20 protein-coding genes are annotated in these 25126 nt (G+C 59.6%); 6 read left to right on the plus strand and 14 right to left on the minus strand.

All coding sequences use genetic code 11. From position 1 onward, the window contains the following. Positions 1-1134: thioesterase domain-containing protein (locus BJ928_RS26705; RefSeq protein ID WP_245432558.1), on the plus strand; the 1134-nt coding region annotated here is incomplete at its 5' end. A gap of 127 nt (positions 1135-1261) precedes the next feature. After that, positions 1262-2287, plus strand: a complete 1026-nt coding sequence (locus BJ928_RS26710) for an LLM class flavin-dependent oxidoreductase (RefSeq protein ID WP_052227811.1) — start codon at positions 1262-1264, stop codon at positions 2285-2287. A 301-nt stretch (positions 2288-2588) separates the two neighbouring features. Here the strand turns inward: BJ928_RS26710 and serA are convergent, their stop codons facing one another. Both serA and BJ928_RS26725 read right to left on the minus strand, forming a co-directional pair. Further along, positions 2589-3827 (minus strand): phosphoglycerate dehydrogenase, encoded by a 1239-nt coding sequence (serA, locus tag BJ928_RS26715; RefSeq protein WP_047633674.1) that lies wholly within the window; start codon positions 3825-3827, stop codon positions 2589-2591. A 621-nt stretch (positions 3828-4448) separates the two neighbouring features. Then, positions 4449-6011 carry a sensor domain-containing diguanylate cyclase gene (locus BJ928_RS26725; protein WP_047633672.1) on the minus strand — a complete coding sequence of 521 codons (1563 nt, stop codon included), beginning with the start codon at positions 6009-6011 and terminating at the stop codon, positions 4449-4451. 128 nt (positions 6012-6139) lie between these two features. On the opposite strand from BJ928_RS26725, the gene BJ928_RS38600 reads away from it, so the two are divergent. Next, the gene (locus BJ928_RS38600; protein ID WP_147413942.1) at positions 6140-6454 is read left to right on the plus strand and encodes a hypothetical protein; all 315 of its coding nucleotides are present in this window, start codon (positions 6140-6142) and stop codon (positions 6452-6454) included. Between the two features lie 268 nt (positions 6455-6722). On the opposite strand, the gene BJ928_RS26730 is transcribed toward BJ928_RS38600, so the two are convergent. Then, positions 6723-7634 (minus strand): LysR family transcriptional regulator, encoded by a 912-nt coding sequence (locus tag BJ928_RS26730; RefSeq protein ID WP_047633670.1) that lies wholly within the window; start codon positions 7632-7634, stop codon positions 6723-6725. A gap of 89 nt (positions 7635-7723) precedes the next feature. Between BJ928_RS26730 and BJ928_RS26735 the strand changes: the two genes are divergently transcribed. Continuing rightward, complete coding sequence (locus BJ928_RS26735; RefSeq protein ID WP_052227810.1) at positions 7724-8689, plus strand: nitrilase family protein; 966 nt, start codon at positions 7724-7726, stop codon at positions 8687-8689. 251 nt (positions 8690-8940) lie between these two features. Beyond that, on the plus strand, positions 8941-10539 hold the full coding sequence (locus tag BJ928_RS26740; protein WP_047633668.1) for a metallophosphoesterase family protein: 1599 nt from the start codon (positions 8941-8943) through the stop codon (positions 10537-10539). Positions 10540-10639: 100 nt separating this feature from the next. Here the strand turns inward: BJ928_RS26740 and BJ928_RS38920 are convergent, their stop codons facing one another. Continuing rightward, positions 10640-11014, minus strand: a complete 375-nt coding sequence (locus tag BJ928_RS38920; RefSeq protein WP_183079457.1) for a hypothetical protein — start codon at positions 11012-11014, stop codon at positions 10640-10642. Between the two features lie 43 nt (positions 11015-11057). Between BJ928_RS38920 and BJ928_RS26750 the strand changes: the two genes are divergently transcribed. Next, positions 11058-11819, plus strand: a complete 762-nt coding sequence (locus BJ928_RS26750; RefSeq protein WP_047633666.1) for a helix-turn-helix transcriptional regulator — start codon at positions 11058-11060, stop codon at positions 11817-11819. A 38-nt stretch (positions 11820-11857) separates the two neighbouring features. Here the strand turns inward: BJ928_RS26750 and BJ928_RS26755 are convergent, their stop codons facing one another. The 10 genes from BJ928_RS26755 to BJ928_RS26800 form a co-directional block, all read right to left on the minus strand. Next, positions 11858-12796 carry a DUF3829 domain-containing protein gene (locus BJ928_RS26755; RefSeq protein WP_082011922.1) on the minus strand — a complete coding sequence of 313 codons (939 nt, stop codon included), beginning with the start codon at positions 12794-12796 and terminating at the stop codon, positions 11858-11860. A 280-nt stretch (positions 12797-13076) separates the two neighbouring features. Next, positions 13077-16778 (minus strand): autotransporter domain-containing protein, encoded by a 3702-nt coding sequence (locus BJ928_RS26760; protein WP_047633664.1) that lies wholly within the window; start codon positions 16776-16778, stop codon positions 13077-13079. A gap of 124 nt (positions 16779-16902) precedes the next feature. After that, a complete protein-coding gene (gene ugpC, locus BJ928_RS26765; protein WP_047633663.1) occupies positions 16903-17979 on the minus strand; it encodes a sn-glycerol-3-phosphate ABC transporter ATP-binding protein UgpC in 1077 nt (358 codons plus the stop codon). Between the two features lie 12 nt (positions 17980-17991). After that, a complete protein-coding gene (locus BJ928_RS26770) occupies positions 17992-19323 on the minus strand; it encodes a D-tagatose-bisphosphate aldolase, class II, non-catalytic subunit (protein ID WP_052227809.1) in 1332 nt (443 codons plus the stop codon). Continuing rightward, the gene (locus tag BJ928_RS26775; RefSeq protein WP_047633662.1) at positions 19320-20273 is read right to left on the minus strand and encodes an SIS domain-containing protein; all 954 of its coding nucleotides are present in this window, start codon (positions 20271-20273) and stop codon (positions 19320-19322) included. The genes BJ928_RS26770 and BJ928_RS26775 overlap by 4 nt, the downstream gene beginning before the upstream one ends. 12 nt (positions 20274-20285) lie before the next feature. After that, on the minus strand, positions 20286-21143 hold the full coding sequence (locus BJ928_RS26780; RefSeq protein ID WP_047633661.1) for a carbohydrate ABC transporter permease: 858 nt from the start codon (positions 21141-21143) through the stop codon (positions 20286-20288). Then, complete coding sequence (locus tag BJ928_RS26785; RefSeq protein WP_047633660.1) at positions 21143-22060, minus strand: sugar ABC transporter permease; 918 nt, start codon at positions 22058-22060, stop codon at positions 21143-21145. The genes BJ928_RS26780 and BJ928_RS26785 overlap by 1 nt, the downstream gene beginning before the upstream one ends. Next, positions 22057-23313 carry a sugar ABC transporter substrate-binding protein gene (locus tag BJ928_RS26790; RefSeq protein ID WP_047633659.1) on the minus strand — a complete coding sequence of 419 codons (1257 nt, stop codon included), beginning with the start codon at positions 23311-23313 and terminating at the stop codon, positions 22057-22059. The genes BJ928_RS26785 and BJ928_RS26790 overlap by 4 nt, the downstream gene beginning before the upstream one ends. Further along, positions 23306-24304, minus strand: coding sequence for a BadF/BadG/BcrA/BcrD ATPase family protein (locus tag BJ928_RS26795; RefSeq protein ID WP_052227808.1), 999 nt, complete (start codon positions 24302-24304; stop codon positions 23306-23308). The genes BJ928_RS26790 and BJ928_RS26795 overlap by 8 nt, the downstream gene beginning before the upstream one ends. Next, positions 24301-25095 carry a DeoR/GlpR family DNA-binding transcription regulator gene (locus tag BJ928_RS26800; protein WP_047633711.1) on the minus strand — a complete coding sequence of 265 codons (795 nt, stop codon included), beginning with the start codon at positions 25093-25095 and terminating at the stop codon, positions 24301-24303. The genes BJ928_RS26795 and BJ928_RS26800 overlap by 4 nt, the downstream gene beginning before the upstream one ends. Positions 25096-25126: the final 31 nt, after the last annotated feature.

Genomic DNA, 25126 nt, shown 5'->3' on the forward strand with positions numbered 1-25126 from the left:
CTGGATCGTCGCGGATTGCCTGCGCCCGAGGGAGAGGCCTATGCGCGTCAGGCGTATGAGGCGCCCGAGGGGGATGTGGAGAGGCTGCTAGCCGGACTGTGGGTCGAGCTTCTGGGTGTGGAGCGTGTCGGCCGTCACGACAGCTTCTTCGAGCTGGGCGGTCATTCGCTGCTGGCCGTGAGACTTCTAGAGCGGCTGCGCCGGCTTGGACTTACTTTAACCATGAAAGATCTCTTTCAACATCCGGTGTTAAAGGATCTTGCTCACAAAGGCCGCGGCGTCTTCCCGGAGGAGGATCATCCAAAGGCCGTTCCGGTTCGCCGAGACGGAAGTGAATCGCCTATCTTTTTCGTCCCTTCCGGTTTGGGTGACTATTCCTATGCCTTTGAATTGGGACGAGAAGTTAGCGCCGACTTCCCGATCTACGCTTTGCCTTGGCCTTCCGCGAATGAACCATTTGTCTACACGCTAGAAACAATGGCTGCACGAGCGTTATCAATGGTTCGGGCGGTCCAGCCAAAGGGGCCATATCGCCTGATTGGGTACTCGGCCGGCGGTTTACTTGCCTATGCAATGGCGCGTCTCATGCTTGAACGTGGCGAGACCGTTTCGTTCATCGGACTAATCGATGTCTTACTGCCCTCGACGACGGACTCGATTCCGAAGTCAACAAAGCACATGATACTTAGCTGGCTTCAAACGATGGCTATGCAGCTCGGCTATCGTGATATTTCCTTACTTTATGATCGTTTCGACGATCTCTCTGCTACGGAACTGATACTGGAAGGTCGAAAGCTTGGCATCGCCAGCACCGAACTTGATGCTTCTGCTGAGATGATAATATGGGATCAGCGCAGGTATTTTGAGGAACTTGTGCAGTCTTATTCGGTACCGACTTTGCCTTTCGTCGTTCATCAATTCAACGCGAGCCGTAATGTCGATGCTACAGATGTTGCACCTGAATTATCGCTTATGCGGTGGCGAGATATTGTGCCCGCATCTCTCTTGAAGACGTATGCACTTCCTGGTGACCATTGGACTATGATAACCGAGCCGGAAAACAGACGTATTCTTGGCTGGCGGATTTCGGAGGTATTGCGAAAGCACATATCACCCACATCTGATGGCTCGTAATTTTCTTGATGTTCTCAAGAGTGGTGGGTGGACTTCGATGCCCCGGAGAAGTCGCCGAAAACCACACATACATACGGCTCGATCTGCTGGTGGGGATCTATACCGGCAGCCTTATGGAGAAAGATAAATGACGTCATCCGAGATCACAGTAATCGGCGCATGTCCGTCCTTTGGCGATGATATGACTGGTATCGAGTATTTGGAGAAAATCAAAACCTCCGCCACCCGCTCGGAGCGCTACGGCTTTTCGGCGATGCTTGTTTACTCCGACCATCAGCAATTCGACCCCTGGTTGGCGGCAAACTACCTCATGAGCTTTACAAAGAAAATCTCGCCGCTCATTGCCGTGCAGCCACTGTATATGCATCCATTCACGGTTGCAAAATCAGTCGCATCTCTGTCGTTGATTCATGATCGACCGGTGCATTTGAATTTCATCTCTGGTGGGTTTCCCCATGACCTGGAAGCATTTTGCGATACGGTTGCTCACGATCAGCGGTATGATCGTGTAGGAGAATACGGGGAGATTGTCCGAAGTCTGCTAAGTACAAAGCGGCCGCTAACCTATCGTGGCCACTACTACCAGGTTGATGGGCTTCATCTGCAAATTGCTGCAGGCATGAAATCCGATTGCGCTTCCATTTTTACAGTCTCCGGATCGTCGGCCGCGGGCATGGCCGTTGCCAAACGTCTAAAGGCGCGCGCAATAGAATATCTTCGGCCAGTGCATCACTATAATGGCATAAGCCGGCCGGAGGGGGTTGAATACGGAACGCGGCTTGGCATCATTTCCCGCCAATCAACGGAGGAAGCATGGGCGGTTGCGCGGAATCGCTATCCCGATGATGAGCTGGGGAGAGAGGTGCGGCAATATTACACTCGAGTATCCGATTCCGTATGGGTCAAGGAATTGGGCTCGGAAGTGGTCGTTCCTGAAGGCCATCCGTATTGGTTGGGGCCGTATAGCAATGGCCAGGCGTCTTGTCCGTTCCTGATTGGCGCACGCGAAGATGTTGCAAGCGAACTGGTAGGCTATCTAAAGATGGGGTTGCGCACATTTCTTGTCGAAGACCCTCTTACGGACGAGGACGCTTCCGAAATTCGAAATGTTTTCACAATGGCCGAAGAAGTATTTGCCCGTGCAAATCGATAGGGGCGAAGCCTTTAGGTTCCAGTAGGCGGCCCGGGATCATGGCGGCAATGGGATATTCTATTGACGCTGCGAAGGCGAAACTTGTCGTCGTGGTCCTGTGTTGGAGCCGCTTGCGCCCTAGACGATGACTGACACACCGTTCGGCTGATTTTCGAACGCCGCTCGAGGCCAATGAGATACCAACCGCTCTGGCACCGAGATTGCAGCGACGAACGGCCTCATGGTGCGATCGGCAACAAGGTGCATCTCGCCGATGAATTCGGGGGACGCAGCCAGTCCGCCTCCATGAAGGAAGCCGGTGTCAGTAAAGCAACCGAGTTCGTATCGTTCCAGGGATCTGGCGGAGTTCATCGTGGATCTCATCCGCCTTCTGGCCAATGCCTTCCGCTTCGATGACCACGTAGCCGGTGTCGCCATATGTCTGCAGGAATTCACCGACGATATTGAGGCCACGCGACGAAAAGATCGTGTTCAGACTGTTCAGGATGCCCGGGCGATTCTCGTGAACATGCATGAAGCGCGTGCCGTTTGGACGCGGGGGCAACTGCACTTGCGGAAAATTGACGGCACCCAACGTCGAGCCGACATCGGAATATTCGACAAGCTTCCTTGCGACTTCCCTTCCAATGCGCTCTTGGGCCTCCTCCGTCGATCCGCCGATGTGGGGCGTGAGGATTACGTTATCCAATCCTTGCAGCGGTGTTTCGAAGCGCTCGTTGTTTGATGCCGGCTCTTTCGGAAACACGTCCACTGCAGCACCTGCGAGATGTCCTTCCTTCAGGACCTTGGCAAGCGCATCGAGATCCACCACGGTTCCGCGCGAATTATTGATGAAAATGGCGCCCTTCTTCATCCTGCGCAGTTCGGTCTCGGTGATCATATTCTGCGTCGAACTGGTCTCGGGAACATGCATCGTCACATAGTCCGAGATTTCGAGAAGCTCGCCAAGCGTTGCCATCGAGTCGGAGTTGCCCTGACGCAACTTGTCCGAAAGATCGAAATAGCGCACGTTCATGCCCATGCTTTCCGCAAGAACGCTAAGCTGCGAACCGATATTGCCGTAGCCGACGATACCCAGCGTCTTGCCGCGCACCTCGCGGCTGCCGACAGCCGATTTTTCCCATCCGCCTTTATGGGCAGAGGCCGAGCGCGGGAAAATCTGCCGGGTCAGCATGATGATTTCTCCGATCACAAGCTCTGCGACCGAGCGAGTGTTCGAATAGGGAGCGTTGAACACGGGAATCCCGCGGCGGCGGGCGGCATCTAGGTCTACCTGATTAGTTCCGACAGAAAAGCAGCCGACGGTGATGAGCTTCTTGGCGGCGCTGAAAACTTCCTCCGTCAGCTGCGTACGAGAGCGAATGCCGACGATATGTGCTTCCGCGATATGATTTTTGAGATCCTTGTCATCCAGAGCCTTCGGCAAATGGACGAGATTGACGTAGCCGGACGACACAAAGTAGTCGACAGCGCTCTGGCTAATGCCTTCCAGTAGGAGCACGGAAATCCGATCGCGAGGAAGAGAAAGCTGTCCGGTCATTAAATTTCCTTCGGTTTTCGAATTCGACTGGGCCAAGGATACCGTGAGCTCACGGAGGCTTGACGATGGGGCGCGAAGACTTAGCGACCATCCACCCGTCAACGCAAGAGGAAACTCGGGCCGGCTCGAGAAGCTGGGGGCAAGAGCGTTGCTCAAGCAGTGTGGCGTTCCTTGTCTTGCCGCAAGGACAAGAGCTTTAAGATCGCAATTCTAGCGTACATCTCTTGGAATAGGGGGCTATGGATCACCCCGGAAGGCGGCTGATGAAAGGCACGGGACTTCACGAGGCCCCTTAAGACGAAGCCACGCGGCTTGCTCTTTCCGCCGCAAACCGCCAGCATATCGCTCGCCGGGGCTAGATCCCGGCGACTACCCTCATCCTGCACGCGCGAAATACTATCCGGCGGCGATCCGTGCGGGCGATGATGAATTCCGTCGAATGGATATCGAAACCATCGGTTGATCGATGATGCCCTCTCATTCCGGGGCGGGACATTCACTCGATGTCTTTTGCTGCAGCGTCCCTGTCGCCGGCGTTTCCAATCTGCGGAGCTTGTTGGAATCAATACCACCTCATTGGTGTGCTGCGTTGCGCGAGGATCCGTATCGCGCGAACGATAATCAAGCCGCCAGCGAGGGGTCGGCCACCACATATCTCTGCCTTCCGGCACGCTTTGCCCGGTACATGGCCTCGTCAGCCGCTCTAAGTAGGGAATGCGGTGTCTGTGAAGCTTCCGTCAAGAGCGCAATTCCAATACTGGCGGAAATCGAGATGCTCAGATGACCCATTGCATGGGGTGCCGAGACATTCTCGATAAGCGTCTCGGCCAACACGCGAGCGTCGTCGTTGCCGCTGTTGGCAAGCAGGATTGCGAACTCGTCACCTCCCAATCTCGCAACGACACCGGAAGATCCAACGCTGGCAGAAAGGCGCGAGGCGACGGAACATAGCAATTCGTCGCCGGCGCTGTGACCATGCGTGTCGTTAACTGCCTTGAAGCCATCGAGATCGATGTAGAGAACGGCCATGGTGGCTTTCATCTGCTTGCATAGCAGCATCTGCCCCTGGACCGCTTCGTTGAAGAGGGCGCGGTTGGCAAGACCGGTGAGCTTGTCGTGACGCGCCTCGTACTGCGCCGCTTTGAGAAGGTAGGACGCCTCGACCAAAGCTTGTCCTACCTCGTCGGCTTCCCGCAGATAGAGTGGGCCGACATTGATCTCCTGACCATATCCGAGCGCCAGAGCAGGCGCAGTCAGATCTGTGATCGACTTTGCAATTGCGCCCCCGACACGCCAGACAAAGGTTAGCACGAGTGCCGCAAGGAGCAATGGAATGGAGACGACCCATTTCAGCGAATCCCAAAGCTTCTGGGTAAAGAAGGCTTCCGGAATTGTCAGATAGGTGACCCAATGGCTGGTTTGCGATCTGCTGAAAAGCAGAATGGCCGGCGTTCCGTCGGCCGTTTTCGTCGGGAAATAGCCTTCGCTCCGGTTTGCCATCTGAGCTTGAATTTCGGCAGGAATTTTCTGGCCCACGAGATCGACCTTTCCCTTGGTGCGAGCGACGATGACGCCGCTGCTGTCGAGAACGCCTGCGACTTGGCCTGACGGCGCGTTTTCCTGTGGAAGTATTTGATCGATGCGCTTTGGGAACATGCCGATCGTCAGCGTGTACATGACATGATCGTCCCGCCGGATCGGAATCTGGATGGAAAAATGCGGTTGCTTGCTCACGGCACCCACAAAGAGATCGGTCACCATCGGGTGATCCGCTTCAAGGAGTTTTTCGAAATGCGGTGAGCGGCTGAACGGAAGTTTGGCACCGTAGGGGAGAAGGGTGTTGATGATCTGCTGTCCCGACGGCTCACTCAAGACGACGTTGTCGGCCTCCTGTTGAGCCTGTACCTCGATTGCCTGCTGATAGAAGCCCTGAAAGTCGCCGGATGTAAGGGAGGGAGAGGTGCCGAGAGCGCGTATCGCTCCTTCGGCTTCGATCATTTCGTGGTCAAGTGCCGCCGTGAGCGCGCGTGCCCTGGCCAATGTGTTGTCGAGAAGCTGCTGTCGTTCCGCCTTGAACGAGTAATAAGCGAGGCCCGTTCCGGCCAGTGCCGCGGGCACGATGCATGCCAGCACAAGGATGATCAGACTGGTGCGGATGGTTGGCTTCCAGCCAAATGCCTTCATCAGCTTCGATCCTGGTCCATGTCTCCAGGGTCCATTTCCCGACATCTGCTTTTCCCCCAAGGCGAGATCGCAGAAGCGGACATATCGCCGTAATCGAAGTTCTTGCCACATTGCATCGTGTCTTCATCATGCGCGTGCAGGCCCAGGATGTATTCAATAGCGACAACCCTGCAGCAACAAGCACAAATAAAGGCGAGAGAACTCGATATTTCGTTAAGACAATCGACAATCAAAGATCCCTTATGGCAGGCCAGCGCGAAGATCATACGACGGAAACAGATCCGTTCGTCGCATTCGGCGGCGGTTCGTTTGATATCGAGAGAAGGCGAGGAGGTCTGCAAGGCGCGTGTTCAAAATATCCGCTGTGGACGAATCACTGGCTTGCCTTGCCGAAAGGCGAACCAGCTCTAGTTTGCGAATCATTAATGATTTGTGAGGGTTAGTGATTTTGAGTTATGATTGGACCGGCGTCAGGACACGCCGTATCAAAGTGATCAAGATGGCGGCTTCGGTGGTGATTGCAGTGGCAGTCCTCGGCACGCCGACCATGCTTTGGCTGCATGGTTCGTTTTGACCATTGAGGTGCTGAGCCGCTCGGCCGATGATGTCGTGTCGGCGGCTATTGAGTGCCTTTCGGACAATGGGGTTGGAATGCATGACCCCATTGTCGGTAGCGCGCGCCATCGCACCGCCAATAAGTGGCCGAAGCGGTCAGGCTTTATCGTGGCAGCTGCCCGCCGGCGCATGGCCGAATTCAAGGTTCTTCGAAACGTGATCGACAAAACGGGCCAGCAGCGGGCTCGTGTGCTTGTCGTGCCAGCAAATTCCAACCGGCCAGGTCGATTCAGATCCGGAGAGCTGATGTTTGTCGCTGGAGCCTGTCAATGCCTGCACTCCGCGCCAGGGCAGGAACGCCGCGCCGAGCCCGGCGGAAACGATGGAGTGGACGGTCAGGATATCATCGGCATATTGTACGATACGCGGCTCGAAGCCGGCCAGCGAGCACCAACGCCTGATCTGATCGTCCAATCCCGGTCCGCGCATTGGTGAAAGTGCGACGAAGCCGAGCCGGTTCAACTCCATCAACTGGTCCTGGGCGGGCATTGTCGCTCCACGCGGAAGAACCAGCGCCAGCTGTTCTTCGATGACGGGCATGAAAGCCAACCCGCTATTTTCCTCCGGCGCCCGGCAAAAGCCGATATCGAGCCTGCCGTCGAGCAGGCGCTGATGCTGTTCCCGCGACGGTAGGTCGTTTAGCGTGATCCTGCAATCCGGTGTCGCGGCTCGAAAGCCGGCAATCAGTTGCGGCGCGACGACAAGGGTCGACAGTCCAAATCCAATATCGAGGTAGCCGGTAAGCCCGGCCATGGCGCGATGCATCTTCCGGTCGATATCGTCGTTCAATCGGAGCAGCGGGCGCGCTTCGCGCTGCAGGAGTTCTCCGAGCGGCGTCAGTCTCGCACCATGGCGACCGCGCTCGAACAACGGTCCGCCGATTGCCGTTTCCAGGGTCTGGATCTGCTTCGTCAGGGTCGATTGGGTGACGAACAGCTTTGCCGATGCCTTGCCATAGTGGCCGGTGTCGATCAGCTGGATGAAGGAGCGGAGAAGCTTTATTTCCATTCTATTTACGAATAATTTTAATCGATAAAGTCATTTTACGAAAGAGATGTCGCGTGGTCAAATGGCTTCAGGACAAAGGAGCAATGAAAATGGCACTCAAGATTTCATCCGTGCAGTTTCAGCATCGGGCCAATGACAAGGCTTACAATCTCTCGCGCATCGTGCACTTCACGGAGGAAGCCGTTCAAGCCGGCAACCAATTCGTCGTGTTTCCCGAGATGTGCATCTGCGGATACTGGCATGTTCCCAAACTCGATGGTCCTGCGCTGCAGGCGCTGGCGGAGCCGCTTTCGGGTCCGTCGATCAGCCGCGTGGCGGCCTTGGCGCGGGAAAAGGGCATTGCCATCGGCGCCGGCTTCCTGGAGTTAGGCGAGGACGGGAAGCTCTATAACAGCTATGCGGTCTGTATGCCGGATGGGCACACTCATTGCCATCGCAAACTGCATGCCTGGGAGCATCGCCTCATCTCCAGCGGCGATAGCTTCACGGTCTTCGACACGCCCTGGGGAATTCGTGCCGGCATCTTGATCTGCTGGGACAATAATCTGGTCGAGAATGCGCGCGCGACAGCGCTGCTTGGCGCCGAATTGCTGATCGCGCCGCACCAGGCAGGTGGTGGTCACTCGGTAAGTCCGCACGGGCTGAAGCGCATACCGGTCGAGAAATGGGCCAATCGCCATAAAGATCCCGAGGCGATCGAGGCGGAGTTTCGCGGTCCGAACGGTCGGGAGTGGTTCATGCGCTGGCTGCCGTCGCGCGCCCACGACAATGGAATGTTCCTCGTTTTCAGCAATGGCGTCGGACAGGATGAAGACGAGGTGCGCACCGGCAATGCCATGATCCTCGATCCCTACGGGCGTATCCTTGTCGAGACCTGGGCAGCTGCCGATGCGCGGGTGAGCGCCGAAATCGATCTTGCCCTGCTCGACAAGTGCACGGGCCAGCGCTGGATAAGAGGCCGCCGCCCGGAGCTATATGGTATCTTGGCCCAGCCCAACGCCAATGGCCTCTCGCCGATGGACGCACGCTATTCGGAAGCTTCTACCCGCATCTAACGGGTAGGGTCGATCCTATTGGATGAGCGGCCAGGACGGGAGTGTGGGGCAACTCCAACTGGGTGCTTAGTCTGGACGGGCGTTAATGAAGGAGCAATGGATTGATGCCCATGAATGCAGGCGGCAATCGGGCCGGGATATTTCCATTGGTTGCCGCTCTGCAATTGCAGCCACGGCCGGATTGTCGCGCCATATTCACAGTCTCGCGCTAGCAAGAAGAACCCCCACCCCACCTGCTAGAGCGCCCCGCCATGACAACACCGGATAGCGATAAGAACTTCGACATCAGCCGCCGCAGACTCCTTGCCGCCGCCGGCATTGGTACGGGCGTGCTGATGACAGCCTCGTTTGCCAGCGCTGAGGAGAAAGCGCCGGCACCGACCGCCGCCGGTTCGACGAACCCTGTGGCGACGCCACCGGTGGCGGGGCTCCATCTTCAGTTCGGCGCTGATGCTTCTGCTGAAATGGTCGTGTCCTGGCACACGTTGCAACCGGTAAAGCAGCCGCGCGTGCTCATCGGCCGCCTCGACGGCAAGCTCGAGCAGACGGTAGCGGCCGACGAAGCGAGCTATGTCGACGCCAAGTCCAATCAGACCGTCTATGCCTATCATGCCAAGGTCGGCGGCCTGGATGCGGATGCGTCCTATCTCTACGCGGCGATCCATGAAGGAGCAGAGCCGCAATTCGGCACGTTCCGCACGTCTCCACGCGGGCGGCACGCTCTTCGCTTTACCAGCTTCGGCGACCAGGGTACGCCAACCCTCGGCAGGGTCTTCGACCCGCCGGCCGGTGTGACGCTGCAAAGCACCACCTATATCAATGACAACCTCGGCTCGCCCGCCGCTGGCGACACCACGCTGGGCGTAGAGCGGTTGCGTCCACTCTTTCATCTCTTCAATGGGGACTTGTGCTACGCCAATCTGGCCCATGACCGCGTGCGCACATGGTGGGATTTTTGGAACAACAACACCCGCAGCGCCCGCAACCGCCCCTGGATGCCGTCTCCCGGCAATCACGAGAATGAGCTCGGAAATGGCCCTATCGGCTATAAGGCTTACCAGACGTATTTTTCCTTGCCGGCCGCCGATGGCCAGACCGATGTGACGCATGGCCTTTGGTACAGCTTCACTGCCGGCTCGGTGCGCGTGGTTGCCATCGCCAATGACGATGTGGTCTATCAAGACGGCGGCGATTCCTATGTGCGCGGCTATTCAGGCGGCGCCCAGAAGGCTTGGCTCGAAAAGGAGCTGGCCGCCGCCCGCGCGGATAAGGCGATCGATTGGCTGGTAGTCTGCATGCATCAGGTCGCAATTTCCACCGCCGACAAGTTCAATGGCGCCGATCTCGGTATCCGCCAGGAATGGCTGCCGCTGTTCGACAAATACGGCGTGGACCTGGTGGTGTGCGGTCATGAGCATCATTACGAACGTTCTCACCCCATCCGTGGCCAGCAGAATAATGAAACGCTGACGCCGATCCCCGTTGGAACCGCCACCGACGTGATCGATACCACCAAGGGCACGGTGCATATGGTGATTGGCGGCGGCGGTACTTCCGTGCCCTCGAACGAACTGTTCTTCAACCCGCCCTGCTGTCGCGTCATCATGCGGGTCGGCGATCTAAACCCTGACACGCACAAGCGCCCGCCGGTTTATGTCGTGGAAGAGGCCCCATGGGCGGCCGTGCGAAATGCTGCTCACGCTTATGGCTTTGCCGCTTTCGACCTCGATCCCGGCGGGCATCCGGGAGATCTTACGACGATCACCGTGACCTATTACGACGTGGTCGGCCCCGATGGTCAGATCGCACCGTTCGAAAGTTTCACCCTACGCCGTCCGCGGCGAGACTAAAGCGAGAGAAAGCCCCTCGCGTCAGGCGAAAGGTTCTGTCCTCGCGGCAAAAGCATCGCGATGGCTGGTTTCACCCGAGGAAACTGGCAATCCTTAGCTTTCATCGTGAGGCGGCCGCCTCGACTTGCTTGCTGTCTTGCGCCGTCTGAGGAAGAAGGCTGCCTGCGCCCCTTTCGTTCGTCGTGACGAAGGCTGGCGGTTGCCCATGCGATTCCAGGGGGTGTAGCAGTGCGAAAATTACGGCGAGCACCGGCAGCAGGATGGCGTTGCTGAACCAGAGGAACAGGCCGAACTTAATGAGGAAATTTTGCCGCTTCCGGTAACGCGAAATGTTTGGCGAGGCTGACACAGCAGGCTCCTTGTTCACCGTTGAATAACTGAAGTTATTGTGAACAAAGGCTATTTTCTCGCCAGCGTAAGCTTTGCCCTGTTTCGTCCGCATCTTGCCGCAAACGGTCTTGCCGGTGGCTAGCATGTGTGGAATTGTGAAGAAAATTACGCAAACAGGAAAAGAGCGAATGGTCCAGGGCGACCCCTATCTGTCCGACAGCCAGAACAGCGCCGTGGCGGTGCGGGTTCGTGAGGAGATCGCCCGACGGCGCATTTCCAGGCAGCGCCTTGCCAACGATGCACGCATCAGCCTCTCGACCTTGGAGAAGGCTCTTTCGGGGCATCGGCCCTTCACACTTGCGACGCTCATTCGGCTGGAACAGGCGATGGGTGTCATCCTGCGGGAGCCGGTCGGAACGCAAATGCCTGTTGTCAACGACAGGCCCGGCCATGCCGCCGAAGAGTTCGGCGCCTATTCTCGCGCTTCGGTGTCATGGCTGGAAGGCACCTATCTGACGCTTCGTCCGTCCTTCGGCGATGCGAAGGCGATCTTTGCCTATTGCACCGAGATCGCCTGGGATGGGGAGCGAACCTGTCTGAGCTTCCAGGAACGCGAGCGCAGCGACGCTTCGTTTTCGCAGCAAGGCTCCGTGTCGGTGCCGCATCTTTCGGGGCATATCTACCTGGTGACGAATTCGTCCGGGCAGTATCGCATGGCGATCTTGTCGAGGCCGAGCATTACCGGTGAGATGTTCGGCCTGCTGACGACATTGCGCGCCGGGCAGGGCTCGCATCTTACACCCGTCTCGACGCCACTCGCTCTCCTGCCGATGTCGGCTTTTGCGCAGCCGTCACTGGGGCGCGTCCTGGCAGACGATCAGAATCACGAAGCTTATTCGGCTATCATGCGCAGAATTACCGAAGAAAACTACGCCGGCTTCGTCGGTTAGACCGATCGGGCGCAAAATAACCGGCATCCCGCCGTTCGTCAGCCGCCGACAAATCGAAGAATGTCCGCAAGCATGGTGAGATCGATCTGCTGGCGGATGATCAGGAAGTCGGCGCGGGGACGATCGGCCGCGGCTTCCTTCAATTCGGCCGGCTTGCCCTTCATGTCCCGCAGGGCCTTGCGCAGCGGCACCGCAACGTTCTCGTTGAGATCGCGATCGTAGAAATTGGCAACCGGACTACCGTCCTTTGCGATATCATCGGCGAATTCCGTGCGGCGCTTGTCGGCAAGCGCGGAAATGGCACTCACATCGGCATCGATCTTCTTGAGGTCAATTGAGCCGCCTTTGCCCAGTTCCTGCGACAGGGCGTAGGCCTGCTGCCAGTCGGCCAGCATGGTGCGAGCGACATCCGCGCGGGGCGCTCCCGGCAAGCCCTTGTCGATGGCAGCGCTGGCGGCCTCGACATAAAGCGCACGCAGATCGTTCGATGCGGTGTGGCATGTCTTGCCGAAATCGATCAGCCGGGCGTCCAGCTCGTCACCCTTCTTGAACTTGTCGGACTTGTAGTCCTCGGCGTTGATGTAGTTCGCCAGGTCCTTGAAGACGGGAAAGCTCGCCTTGACCGTGTCGTTGGCCTTCTGCATCGCGGCGTTTAGACGCTGCTGGAGATCGGCCGGCAGAGAGGTGGGCGCTTGCGGCAAGGTGCTGAGTGTCTGGACATTGTAGTTCATCGCCAGAACAGAGGTGCGGCGATGGCGCCAACTATCGTAGTTGTTGGACTGCCACAGCGTCCAGGCTGCATCCGCACAGGCGCTGCGGACCGTTGCGAGGGACTGCAGGTAGTGAGAGATATCTTTGACATCCTGCGTCGCTGTCGTGGATTGCGCCCCGGTAGACGCATCGTCAGCCCAGGCCGGCATGGTCGCGCAGCTGAGGATCGCAACCACAGCCCATCCCGCAAAAGTAGCTGATTTCATTAGGATATCCTTGGTTCTCAGGTTTCAACTTCGCTGGCGAACAGATCAATCATCGTCCGCCTGCCGCGCGTTGCAAGTTAGCGCTCTCTGCAAAGGTCGATTTAATCGCCTACTATCGTCAAACGTGTTCGATCATATCGCGCGTGGTGCTTCAATATCGACTGTTATCATTGAAGTTTCGCAATTGCCTTCGCGCTTACGCGCACTAATCGCGACGCGGACACGAATGAGAGCTTGATATGACGACATGCCGGGAGCCTGCTGCGGCAGCGGTCCGCGATCAATACCGCGCCTGCAAGAGCAACCGGAAGAGGTGAGCGCGGTTCTCTGCACCGAAGTTGCCGTTGTAATCAAGCGCAAGCGAAATCTGCTCATTGAGTGCGATATCGAAGCCTGCGTTGACGACAAGCGAGTCCCGGTCGACGACGGTTCCGCTTTCGGTGAACATGTCTCCACCGGCGAAGGCCATCCGCGAGCTGATGTCGAGATCGCCGAATGCGTGTTGCCAGCCGAGTGCGCCGTAAAGTTTGGCCGGCATGTCTGCCAAGGCGACGTTTTGTTCGGCCCGAATGCCGAAGGTGGCAAAGGTGACGGCCGATCGATCGGCGCTGCCGCTGAGAGCCGCAGCTCCTCCGCCCTCCGAAAAGGCGCTGCTTCGCACGTCCGTAAAGGTCACATTGGCATAGGGCTCAAGGCGCGCGTCGCCAAGGGAAACATCATAGGCCAGTTCGCCAAACGCCTGTGCCGTATAGGCATTGTAGTCGGCACGCAGCGCATCGGAATAGCCAGAGAAATCGATGTCGCGGAGGGTGGAGACGGATTGCAGGCCGTAGCTGGCGCCAAGCCGAAGCGCCAGAGCGCCCCATGTCTTGCCGGCATAAAGCCCGACATCGTAGTTGTCCGTATCGGCATGGGCGGAGACATCGGATTGGCTGAACCGGCTGCGGCCGTAGCCCGCAAGTGCTCCGATGCGCCAACCCGTATCGTTGAGCGCGGTATCGAAGCCGAAGAGGATGCCGCCGGTGCTGGTACTGCCGTTGTCCGAGGAGGTCCAGCCGCCATAAGGCGTGCTCCAGAAAGATGCCAGGCCATTGACCGGATCGGCGAGAACCCCGTCGATGGCTTTTTCCGACGCCGTTGCCTGGTGCCGGTCGTCGCTTGCATAGGCAAGACCGGCATTGCTTGCTATCCGTGCCTGCTTGTTGCCGGCGGCAACGCCGCCCTGCATGTCGCGAAGCCGATCGATGGCGGCGTCGCGGACGAAGCGGCCATTGTCGAAAGACGTCCCTAACAGGGTCGTATGAATTTCGCCGGCAAGTTGCTGCAGCGCTCCGGATGCTTCATTCATACTCAGGACAGCGACGGCGCCGTACAGACTATTCGATGCCCCCAGACTTTCGATGCCGCGAGCTGCCGAACGCTGATTTGCGTTTGTGCCTGCGGCGGCGAAGGAGGTGTTGTTGCGCTCCAGGGTGAGATCGATCGTGCCGCCCGAATAGTCGAGGACAGGTGTGACGAAAGCGTAGTTCGACTGAATGGTGTCGAAGCCGCCGGAAACTCCGCCGGCAGCGGAGAGAATTGTATAGTCCGTAAAGGCCTTGAGGCCGTTGCCGGCCAGCGAGAGCGTTCCGCCGTTCAAGCTGACTGTCCCGGTGACATCGATGCGATCGGTCGATGTGCCGTTGCTTTCCACGAGCACGGTGGAGCCGCCTTGGGTGGTCAGATTGCCGTTGATGGTCAGCGTGCCGATGCCATTGTCGCCGGGGGAAAGCGTCGCGCCGGCGCCGACGACCGTCGAGCCGACCGAGCCGGTTCCGCCGAGCAGGCCATAGCCGCTGAGGTTGATCGACCCACCAAGTGTGCCGTCGACGATGAGACTGCCGCCGGAGATCGAGGTCACGCCACTGAAGGCGCTGGAGTTGCCGGTCAACGTCACGGCGCCTGCCGCAACATAGAGCGAACCCTTGCCGTCTATCGTCGCACCCAAAGTCTGCGGCGCGCCGCCGAAATTGAAGACGAGGGAGCCGTCGCCGCTGCCGAAGTGAATGGCGTCGACATCGAGGGTCGCCGCGCCCGTCGCGGTCTGGCCAAGCGCTGACCCGATATTGACCGACGCCGTCGAACCGGCCTCAGCCGCGATCGTCAGGCTTGACGCGGAAAGGGTCGAGCCGCCGCTCAAGGTAAGGCTGGTATCGCCCGCATTTCCGACAGTCAGCTTGTTGTCGACCGAAAGGACGGACCCTTCTCCTGTGACCGTGACTGCGCCGCTGCTGCCTGCCGCGTTGCCTATGGTGGCATTTGCGGTGTTGACGGTCCCGCCCTGGATGACATCCAGCGTGCCGCTTCCGGCGTCGCCGACAGTCAGGTTGCCCTGGTTGGTCCAATCGGAGCCTGTGCCGGTCACGGTCACAGCGCCGGTGGCACCTGCGGCCTTGCCGATGCTGGCGCTCTGGCTTGTCAGCGAGCCTTGCGACGACACCGCAAGGCTCCCCGTACCACCGTTGCTGCTACCGGCATCAAGCTCGCCGTCGATCGCCCAGTGACTGCCAGCGCCGCTGACGAGCGCATGGCCGTTGCCGCCGGCGTCGGTGCCGAGCGCGGCGTTGCCCGTTGACAGTGCAGCGCCTGCCAGGACCTGCACCGATCCGCTCCCGGCCGCGCCATCCTGCAGTTCGCCGCTCATGTCGAAATGGCTGCCATTGCCGACGACAATGAGCGTACCGCTCGACGAGGCTTCCTTGCCGAGCGTCGCCGTCGCAGCCTTCGCACTTGCCGATCCAGAGATCGTGAGGGAGCCGGAGCCTTCATTGCCAACGGTCAGGTCGGCATTGATATCCCAATGCGAGCCGGCACCATCGACGGTCACGGTACCGACCGAATTCTTGCCGTCGGCAACGACGACCGAACTGCTGGTCACTGCGCCGCCGGTACTGATATCGAGCCTGCCATTGGCGCCCGAGCTGTCGGCATCGGTGCTATCGCCACCGACCAATAGTGCGCCGGTATCCCACAGCGAGCCTGTCCCGCCGACCGTGACGGAACCGCTGGCGAAGCGGCCGATGATGGCCGAGCTACTCGACACGGCTGCACCGGAATAGATCGAAAGCGTGCCGGTCCCGCTGGAACCGATAGTCAGGAGCCCGCTGGTGGTCCATTGAGAGCCCAGCCCGGAAATCGCGAGAGAGCTGCCACTCCCGCCGCTTGCAAGCCCGATCGTTGCATTGCTGTTCGAAACGGTTGCGCCGGTCGCCACCACCATCGTCCCGGTGCCGTCCTGACCGACGACCAGATCTCCGTCGATCAACCAACTCGTTCCCGAGCCGGAAACCGATATGGAGCCTGAACTGCCGACGCCGTAACCAAGCGTCGCATCACCAGTGCTGGCGGTGGCGCCGTCCATCAGGTCGAAAGAGCCTTGCCCGTCATAGCCGACGAAGAGTGATTGGCCGCCCGAAAGCGTGAAGGACGATTGGCCGCTGACGGTGATGCTGCCACTGCTTCCCGCCGCGGAGCCAATGTAGGCGGGTCCCCCGCCTTGATATTGGCCACCGGCGCTGATCGTGAACGCGCCGCTTCCCTGATCGCCGACCAGAAGCGATCCGCCATTTTGCCAGTCCGCGGCGGCGCCAGTCAGGTCGAAGGTGCCGTGCGCCGCAGCCTGCGAGCCGATCGAGGCGGAAGAGCTTTGAAGTTTGCCCAGAACGGTGAGGGTCCCGTCACTGTCGAGGCCGACGGTCAGATCGCTCGTCGCAGCCGAACTGCCGGCTAGGATCTCGGCGGGAAAATTGCCGCCGTCGATGATGACCGAATTGAGCGAACTCGGGACGGATACGGCCGACCAGTTGCCCGCATTGTTCCAGTTGCTATCGACCGCGCCCGTCCACGACAACGGCGCTGCGACGGCTGCTGCCGAGGTAAGGCAGGCCGAAATCGGAACGAGAAAGGTCGATATGCGCAAGGCGGCGCGCGCAGCAGCCAGCATTGAAAAAAGCTTCCTACAACGTGATGTTGCACAGTTGTAGAAACGGCATTTATGGTTAACTTTCCGTAAATTCGGCTTCAGATTGTGTATTCAGGAGTGGAAGGGCACTTTGAGTGCAATGGGCTCAATTGCCCTTGCATCGAAGCCGTCGACCTGTCGCTCCGTCAAAGAGGTGCAACTTTCCGATATCGGGTTTCAGGGAAATGTGGTCGCCGGCCCGTGACCCGATGCGCTCGCGCAGGGCTATGACCAGATTGTCCGACCCGACGCTGGAAACAATAAGCGTTTCCGCGCCGGTGGGCTCGACGACGACGACTTCCGCAGCGATACCGTCTTTGCCAATCGCGATGTTTTCCGGCCGAACGCCGTAGACCACCTCGGCGCCGCGCGCGAGATCAAATCCTTCAGGCAGCGGCAGGCGAGCACCGCCATCGGCGATGAACTCGACCGGGCCGTCTGCGCTGACCTTGCCGCGGATGAGATTCATGCCGGGAGAGCCGATGAAGCCCGCGACAAACAGGTTGGCCGGCTGGTCATAGAGTTCGAGAGGGGAGCCGATCTGCTCGACATAGCCGTCGCGCATGACGACGATCCGGTCCGCCATCGTCATGGCCTCGATCTGGTCGTGCGTGACGTAGATGGTGGTCGTGCGCAGGCGCTGGTGCAACTGCTTGATTTCGGAGCGCATTTGCACGCGTAACTTGGCATCCAGGTTCGACAATGGCTCATCGAACAGAAACACCTGCGGCTGGCGCACGATCGCGCGCCCCATGGCGACGCGCTGGCGCTGGCCACCGGAGAGGTTGCGCGGATAGCGGTCGAGCAGATTTTCAAGACCCAGAATTTGCGCTGCATCGCGCACGCGCCGCTTTATCTCCTCCTTTGGCGCCTTGGCCAGGCGGAGCGAAAAGCCCATATTCGCCTCGACGGTCATGTGCGGATAGAGCGCATAGGATTGAAAGACCATTGCGATATCGCGGCTCTTGGGCTCGACATCATTGACCACCTTGCCACCGATGGCGACATCACCGCCGCTGATCTCTTCAAGGCCGGCTATCATGCGAAGGAGAGTCGACTTGCCGCAGCCCGACGGCCCAACCAGAATGACGAATTCGCCGTCGGTTATGTCGATATCCACCCCATGCAGAACTTCGAAGTGACCGTAGCTCTTGCGCACATTCGTCACGCTGACCGATGCCATATTGATCTCCAATTAGAAAGGCGTGTTGCTGATCGCCGACGCAGGCCATGCGATCGTTGCTGCAGAATAAGGTTCCAGCGCCGCATCGATCGCCGCAATGCAGAGATCGCGCGCGCGGGGCAGAACCTTTTTGGCGACCACTGCCGGATAGACCCGGCCGAGATACTGGCTGATCAGCGTTTCCGGAATATCGCCATCGAAGCGCGACAGCAGGGTCTCGACTGCCGCAGCCGCCTTGTCGTCCGGCCAATAGTAGCGGATGCGATCGCTATAGCTGAAGTGCCGCTGCAGGCGCTGTTCCTCGGCCGAGCCACTGTAATGGGAATTCCAGTGAGCCGGATTTCCGAGCATGACGGCCTCCATGGTCGCGTGGAGCGTATCGGGCAAAGCCCTTCCGGCGAGAACCGATGCGATGGCGTCGAGGCCATAAAGCGCCTCTCGCATGGCAAAGGTCAGGCCCGGACCGACCTTGAGGATGGCGAAGCCGCCATCGACGAGGGCCGTAAGCGCTCCTGTTGGTTGGTAGTCCGTGGAATGGGCCTCGAAGAGCATGCCGGGCATTTGCTCCAGAGCGCCAACCAAGCCACCTGCCCGATCCGGCCTGTAGAGGGCGACATTGGCATTGCCGAATTCGACACCGGGCTGAACGACGATGGCGACCACCCGCTCCAGGATTTTCCCGATACCGGCCTTCGCAAAGGCCGTGCGATGCACTGCCAATGTGTTCATCGCCGCTTCGGGTCGCGTGATCTCAAGCTCGTCGAGCGCATGGGTGGCGCCGCCGGGCGGCGGGACCTCGGTTCCAATAATATAGACGGGTGGCCGGCTGCCGGAGCGAAGGGCAGCCTCTTCCGCCACGCGGGCAAGCCGTGCGGCGCGCTCCGCCGTCAGCTCGTCGGCCAGGGCCACGGGCTCGCCGGCGCAGCCCATTGATGTATCGAGATGGATCTTTTCGAAGCCTGCCTCGATATAGGCCGCCATCATCGCCTCGGCCTTCGCCATCGCTTCTTCCGCCGGCAGCTTTCTCCACGGGTTCGGCCCGAGATGATCGCCTCCGAGGATGATGCGATTGGCGGGAAAGCCGACTGCGGCGGCGATGCTTTCGACGAAACGTCGAAAATCGCCCGGCGTCATCCCGGTGTAGCCACCATCCTGATTGACCTGATTGCAGGTCGCTTCGATGAGCGCGACCACCTTATCAGAAGCAGCACGCTTTAGCGCCGCCTCGATGACAAGCGGATGCGCCGAGCAGACCGACGTGATCCCGCGGGGCAAGGCTTCGACGCGGTCGCCGAGAAGTTTTTTCAGCGCGACGTGCCGGTTACGTTCGATGGACGCGGTCATCCGAGCATCACGACCTTTGTCAGATGGCGGGGCGAGACCGTATCGACACCCTTGGCCTGGGCGGCACGCTCGCCAAGAACCTGCAGCGCTGGTAGCACGCAGAGGCCCGCAAGTGCTGGATCGCAATCGACAGTCAGTTCCAGATCGCCCGGGCCGCCGAAGCCGATGACGGTCGCACCCTTTTGCTGCAGCTCATCCACCAGCAGCGTCTCGGCGGTCTTCTGGTCGGCACTGTAGAGCATGACGACCGCGGTGCCTTCGTCGACGAGGCTGATCGGTCCGTGTCGATATTCCAGCGGGTGGAAACCTTGCGTCACAATCTGGCTCATTTCCATCAGCTTCAATGCGCCTTCGAGAGCGATGCCGTAGAGCGATCCGCTGCCAAGGAAGACGAAATGCGACCGCCCCTCAATGATGCCGGGGAGAGCTTTGTCGAGCTGGGCTGCGAGATCCTGTGCAGATCGAACGATCGACGGCGGGATCTCCACACCGACCATCTGCATGCCCAGAAGCAGCATCAGGCTCGCAGAGACTGTCATGACGATGCCTTCGTCGCCATGGGTTGCCGCCTCGATCAGCCGGTCGCAATTCTTGGCAAGCGAGCTTTCCGGCTCGACCGTAATAGCGGTGACGAAAACGCCGGCTTTGCGGCTTGCCTTGGCGGCGGCAACTGTTTCCGTCGTCTCCCCGCTGCGCGAAAGGGCCACAAGATGAACCTTCTGCCAGCGCGGCCAGAAGGCGGCCGGCCGGTTAAGCCATTCCGCGCCCGGTGCTGCAATCGCCGGATAACCGGCAAGGTTGGCATGGGTCGCAAGCGACAGGGCGAGATTATAGGATGTGCCGCAGCCCAGAAAGACCGTCAATTCGGCATCGTGCGGGGCGGAGACCGATCCGATCGCCTTTTCCCAATAGGGGAATTGCTCGAAGATCACCTTTTCCGTCGTATTCATGCTAGCTCCGATTTACTTGACCGATCCGGCCAGCAGACCGCTGACGAGGTATCGATTGAGAAAGATGACGACCAGGGCGGGGATGATGATGGCAATCGATCCGCTTGCAGTGATCAGCCCATAGTCGATGAAGTTCTTGGTGACGAATTCAGGGATCAGCACCGTCAAAGGCTTCGTCGCCTGCGGCGAGAAGATGAGCGGCACGAGATACTGTCCCCATGCGCCAAGAAAGGTCAGGATCGCCGCTGCCGTAAGCCCCGGACCGGCGAGCGGCAGAACGATGTTGAAGAAGATGTAGAGCCTGCCGGCGCCATCGAGCTGCGCAGCCTCTTCCAGCGCGATCGGCAGCGCTTCGAAGACGCTGCGCAATAACCAGAGCGACAGGGGCAGGTAGGCCGAGACGTAGATCAGGGCGATGCCGACATAGGTATCGACCAGGTGCAGGCCGATCATGATCCGGTAAAGCGGGATCAGCACAGCATAGCCGGGAATTGCAAGGGTCGCGACGACGGCTGCAAACAGGAAGCCTCGTCCAGGAAACTGGATACGCGTGAACGCGTAGGCGCCGAGTGCTGAGATCGCGACGCAAAGGAGCGTTGCAGCCATCGAAGTCACGATGCTGTTGATGAGCGCGGCGCGAAATTGCGACCAGACCTGGACCCCGCCGATTCTCGCGATATCGATGCCGAACAGACGCGAGAAATGATCCAGCGTGAAATGCTGGGGAAAGAAATGGATGGGTCGCGCCGAGAAATCCTCGGTCGGGGTGATCGAGCTTGCGAGCGTCCAATAGATCGGTCCGAGCGACCAGATCAGGAGAACCGCGACACCGGCCCAGATCAGCAAACGATATGAAAGGCTCTGTTTCATCAGTCAAACCGGGTGTTGCGATAGACGCGCAGGACATAGACGAGCGAGACCAGCAGCGAGACCAAAGTGATCACAAGCGACAGCGCCATGCCGTAGGAGAAGCGCAGGTTCTGGAAGGTCTCGAGATAGATCTGGACGAGAACCGGCCGGGTTTCGAGACTTGAGCCAGCCAGGACCCATGCCTCATCGAAGAGGTTGAATGCGTTGACAGTCGCATTGGTCATGGCAACTGCAATGGCACTGCGCACCAGCGGAAGCGTGACGAGGGTAAACATCTGCGTGCGCGTGGCGCCGTCGATCCGCGCCGCCTCATAAAGATGCGCTGGGATGCTCTGCATGGCGGCAAGCACGATAACGACGGTCAGGGGCATCATGCGCCAGACGTGAACCACCGTGACCGCGATGATGGCGCTGGTGCGATCGTTGAACCAGACATGGTTGTCGAAAGGCAGGCCGACGGCCGAAAGAATGCCGTTCAGCAAGCCCGCACCGGGCTGATAGATCCAGAGCCAGATCACCGCATTGACGACACCGGGCAGCGCCCAGGGCAGCACGACGGCGGCAAGCAGCCAGCGACGGCCAACCTTGACCTGATTGATGAGCGCTGCGGCAAGCACGCCGAACACCGTTTCGGCCGCGACTGCCAGCACGACGTAGATGAACGTATTGATCCACGTCGTACCAAGCGGCGCGTCGGAAAACATGCGGGTGTAGTTTTCCAGCCCGACAAAGGGCGTGCCCGCCTGCATCGGATTGACCCTGTGCAGGCTGTCCCAGACGGTTCTTGCGATCGGGTAGAAGACAAGCGCCGCCATCGTGATCAGGATCGGCAAAACGAGCAGGACCCCAAGCGTGGTGTCGGTCTTGATGCCGACACCACGCTTTGTCCTGCCACCGGCAGAGATTGCGATTGTCATTGCGCCGATGCCTGCTTTGCAGCTTCGGCGATATTCTGCATGGCCTGATCAACGGTGACCTGGCCCTTTGCGGCGCTATTGATGGCCGTGTTCACCGCGCTTGAGAATTCCGGATACCAGGGGGGCGTGCCCTGCGGGAACAGCGGCTCGACGGTCTTCGATTGCGCCACAAGCGTGTCGCCGCTCAGCAACTGGCCGGCAGCATTGAGCTCGGACAATGCGGAAGTGCGCGTCGGCAATGCGCCGTTGGCCGCGTTCTTCTTCTGGAACTCCTTGCTGGTGAACCATTTGACGAAGGCGATCGCGGCCTCCTTGTTCTGCGAGACGCGCGGGATGGCAAGCGCTTCGGGAAGGCCGAAGCTGCGAGTTTCGCCGCTGGCCGTCGGAACCAGGATCGCCTCGACCTGGCCGGCGACCTTAGATTGCTTCGGATCGTTCATTTGACCGATCCTGCCCGGCTCGCCCGAGATCATGATGCTGGTCACGCCCTGGGCAAACATGCTTTCGTTGATCTGGCTGTCCTTGAGACCGGTGGAGGCCGGATCGACCAGACCTTCCTTCAGCAGCATCAGCTCGAAGGCGAGCGCCTTGTAGCCGGCCGAATCCTTCGAGACGAAAAGCGGCTTGAAATCCTTGTCGAACAGTTCGCCGCCGAAGGCTTTCGTCAGCAGATACCAGCTGGTCGACGCACCTTCGGTCGCTGAAAGCGGCAGCCCGATCGGATAGGTCGTGATCTTCTTTGCCTTGATCTGCTTGGCCGCGGCGACCAGTTCGTCGAGCGTCTTCGGCATCGTGGTGATGCCCGCATCGGCGAAATGCTTCTTGTTGATCAGCATGACGCGGAAGTCGTTGGTATAGGGCACGCCGAGCAGATTGCCGTTGACGGTGAAGATCTTGGAGACGCCGATATCCTTGACGGTATCAGCATCGATCACATCATTGAGCGGCAGATACCAGTCGGCGGCGCTGAACTGGCCGGTCCACGACCAGTCGAATTCAGTAACGTCAGCTGGCGCGGTGCCTGCGATCAGCGAGGTGACGAGCTTCGGGCGGATATCATCCCACGACAGCGTCTGCATGTTGACGTGGATGCCGGTCTCGGCTTCGAAATCGCCGGGAATGTTCGGCGCCTGCGGCGAAGGCATTAGGACCGTGATCGATTGGCCGGCGAGCGGTTTCGCATCCTGAGCGAGAGCCGGAACGGCGGCAACGAGCGCCGCTAAGGCGACGAATGGCAAAGTATATTTACGCATGTTCCCTTCTTTCCTTGTTATTGAGGTCTGCTTCACTGGAATGCACCACCGCAGTCTTTGCCGTGGCGGCGATTTGCGTGACCCAGCCGTCATCCACCGGCCAGTCGAGGAGACGGGCGGCCGCCAAGAGGGCGCCGCCGATGGGAGGAAGCTTCGGGCTTGCGGCTGGCCGGCCGATGCGCCGCTCGAGTGCCGCAAGCAGGGTGCGGCTTGCAAATGTTCCCCCGGCATAGGTCCAATCGGCCACAGCATCGCAATGCGGCGCTATGGCTTCGACATGCTTTGCGAGTTCCAATGCCGCCTGGTCGATCAGTTGCTTTGCCGCGCCATCACCGGCACGAGCGACGCGATCGACGAGAATAGAAAGGGCGGCGATCTCGGCACGCGGGTTTTCAAGTTCGCTGACCCATCCTCCGAGAGCGTTCACCGGGTCGATACTGTCGAGATTCAGGAATTCGAATATGGCTTTCGCAAGCGCAGTCGGGGCTGCACGCCCATCGAGGCTCTGGCTGACGAGACTGAGGGCCGCCCGCCCGATCCAATAGCTGCTGCCCTCGTCGCCGATGACGTCGCCCCAGCCGCCGACGCGCGCGGACAGGCCGGCGCCGTTGCGCGCCCAGGCCATCGAACCCGTGCCGGACAGGATCAGAATGCCGGGTTCGCCGGCAAAGGCGCCGAGATGGGCTGCGTCGACATCGTTGAGAATAAGCTGCCGTGGCTTGGGAAAGCTGCTTTCGATCGCTTCGCGCTGCTGTTCGGACAGCCGGGCCACCTCGCCATAGGCGGGCAGGGCTGCGGCGACGGCCGCCAGTCGTTCCTGTTCCAGGAAGGGGCGCAGCGCAAGATCCAGTTCGCGCCGCCAGTTCGGATTATCCATCGGGTTGACGCCGCCGCTACGCGACATCCGCAGCACGTTGCCGGCACGATCGGCGAGCGCGACCAGCACCTTGCTGCCGCCGCCATCGATGCCGAGGATGAGGTCGCTGCTCATTCCGGCGCTCCGAGATCCGCGATCGTCGCCTCGATGCCGAGATTGATAAGTTCGCTGCGCCAATGCGCGGAAAGACCGGCATCGGTGATGACCTTCGCAGCGCTTAAGGGGGCAACCTTATAGGTCGTCATCGTACCGAACTTCGAGGAGTCTGCGAGGACGAAACGATGCGCGGAACGGGTGAGCATGCATTTGTTGAGGCTCGCTTCGGCGCTATCGACGCTATAGATCGCGCCGTCGGGGCTGATGGCGCTTGCGCCGAGGAAGAGCTGGTCGAACCAGATGCTCTCCAGCATGGCTTCGGCCTGCGGCCCGACGAGCGACGCGTTTTCGCTGCGAAGCTGCCCGCCGAGCAACACGACTTCCAGATTGGGGATATTGAGGAATTCCTGCGCAACCGTCAGGCCGTTGGTGAAGATGCGAAGCGGCATCGGGTTCAGGCGGATGAGGCGGGCAAGCTGCAGCACCGTGGTGCCGGCATCGAGGAAGATGGCGGTGCGCGGCGTCAGCAGGTCATAGGCTGCCGTTGCGATGGCGCGCTTGGCCGACAAGTGCCGCTTGGCTCGCTCCTGAAAAGCAAGCTCCACCGACGAGCCCTCGGCAATGCGCGCGCCACCATGCACCCGATCGATCGCCCCCTCTCTTTCGAGAACCTGCAGATCTCTGCGCACCGTTGCCAGGGAAGCACCGATGGCGTCCGCAAGCGCCTGGATGGTCGAAAATCCGTTCGCATACAGATGGCTGCGAATGGCGTCGAGACGATCGACTTTGACTCCCCCGGCCTGGCTCAACGAAGGTTCCTCTTCCATTATCATTTCTATT

Source organism: Rhizobium sp. WW_1, from assembly GCF_003610155.1.
In the GTDB taxonomy this organism is placed as follows: Bacteria; Pseudomonadota; Alphaproteobacteria; order Rhizobiales; family Rhizobiaceae; genus Rhizobium; species Rhizobium tropici_A.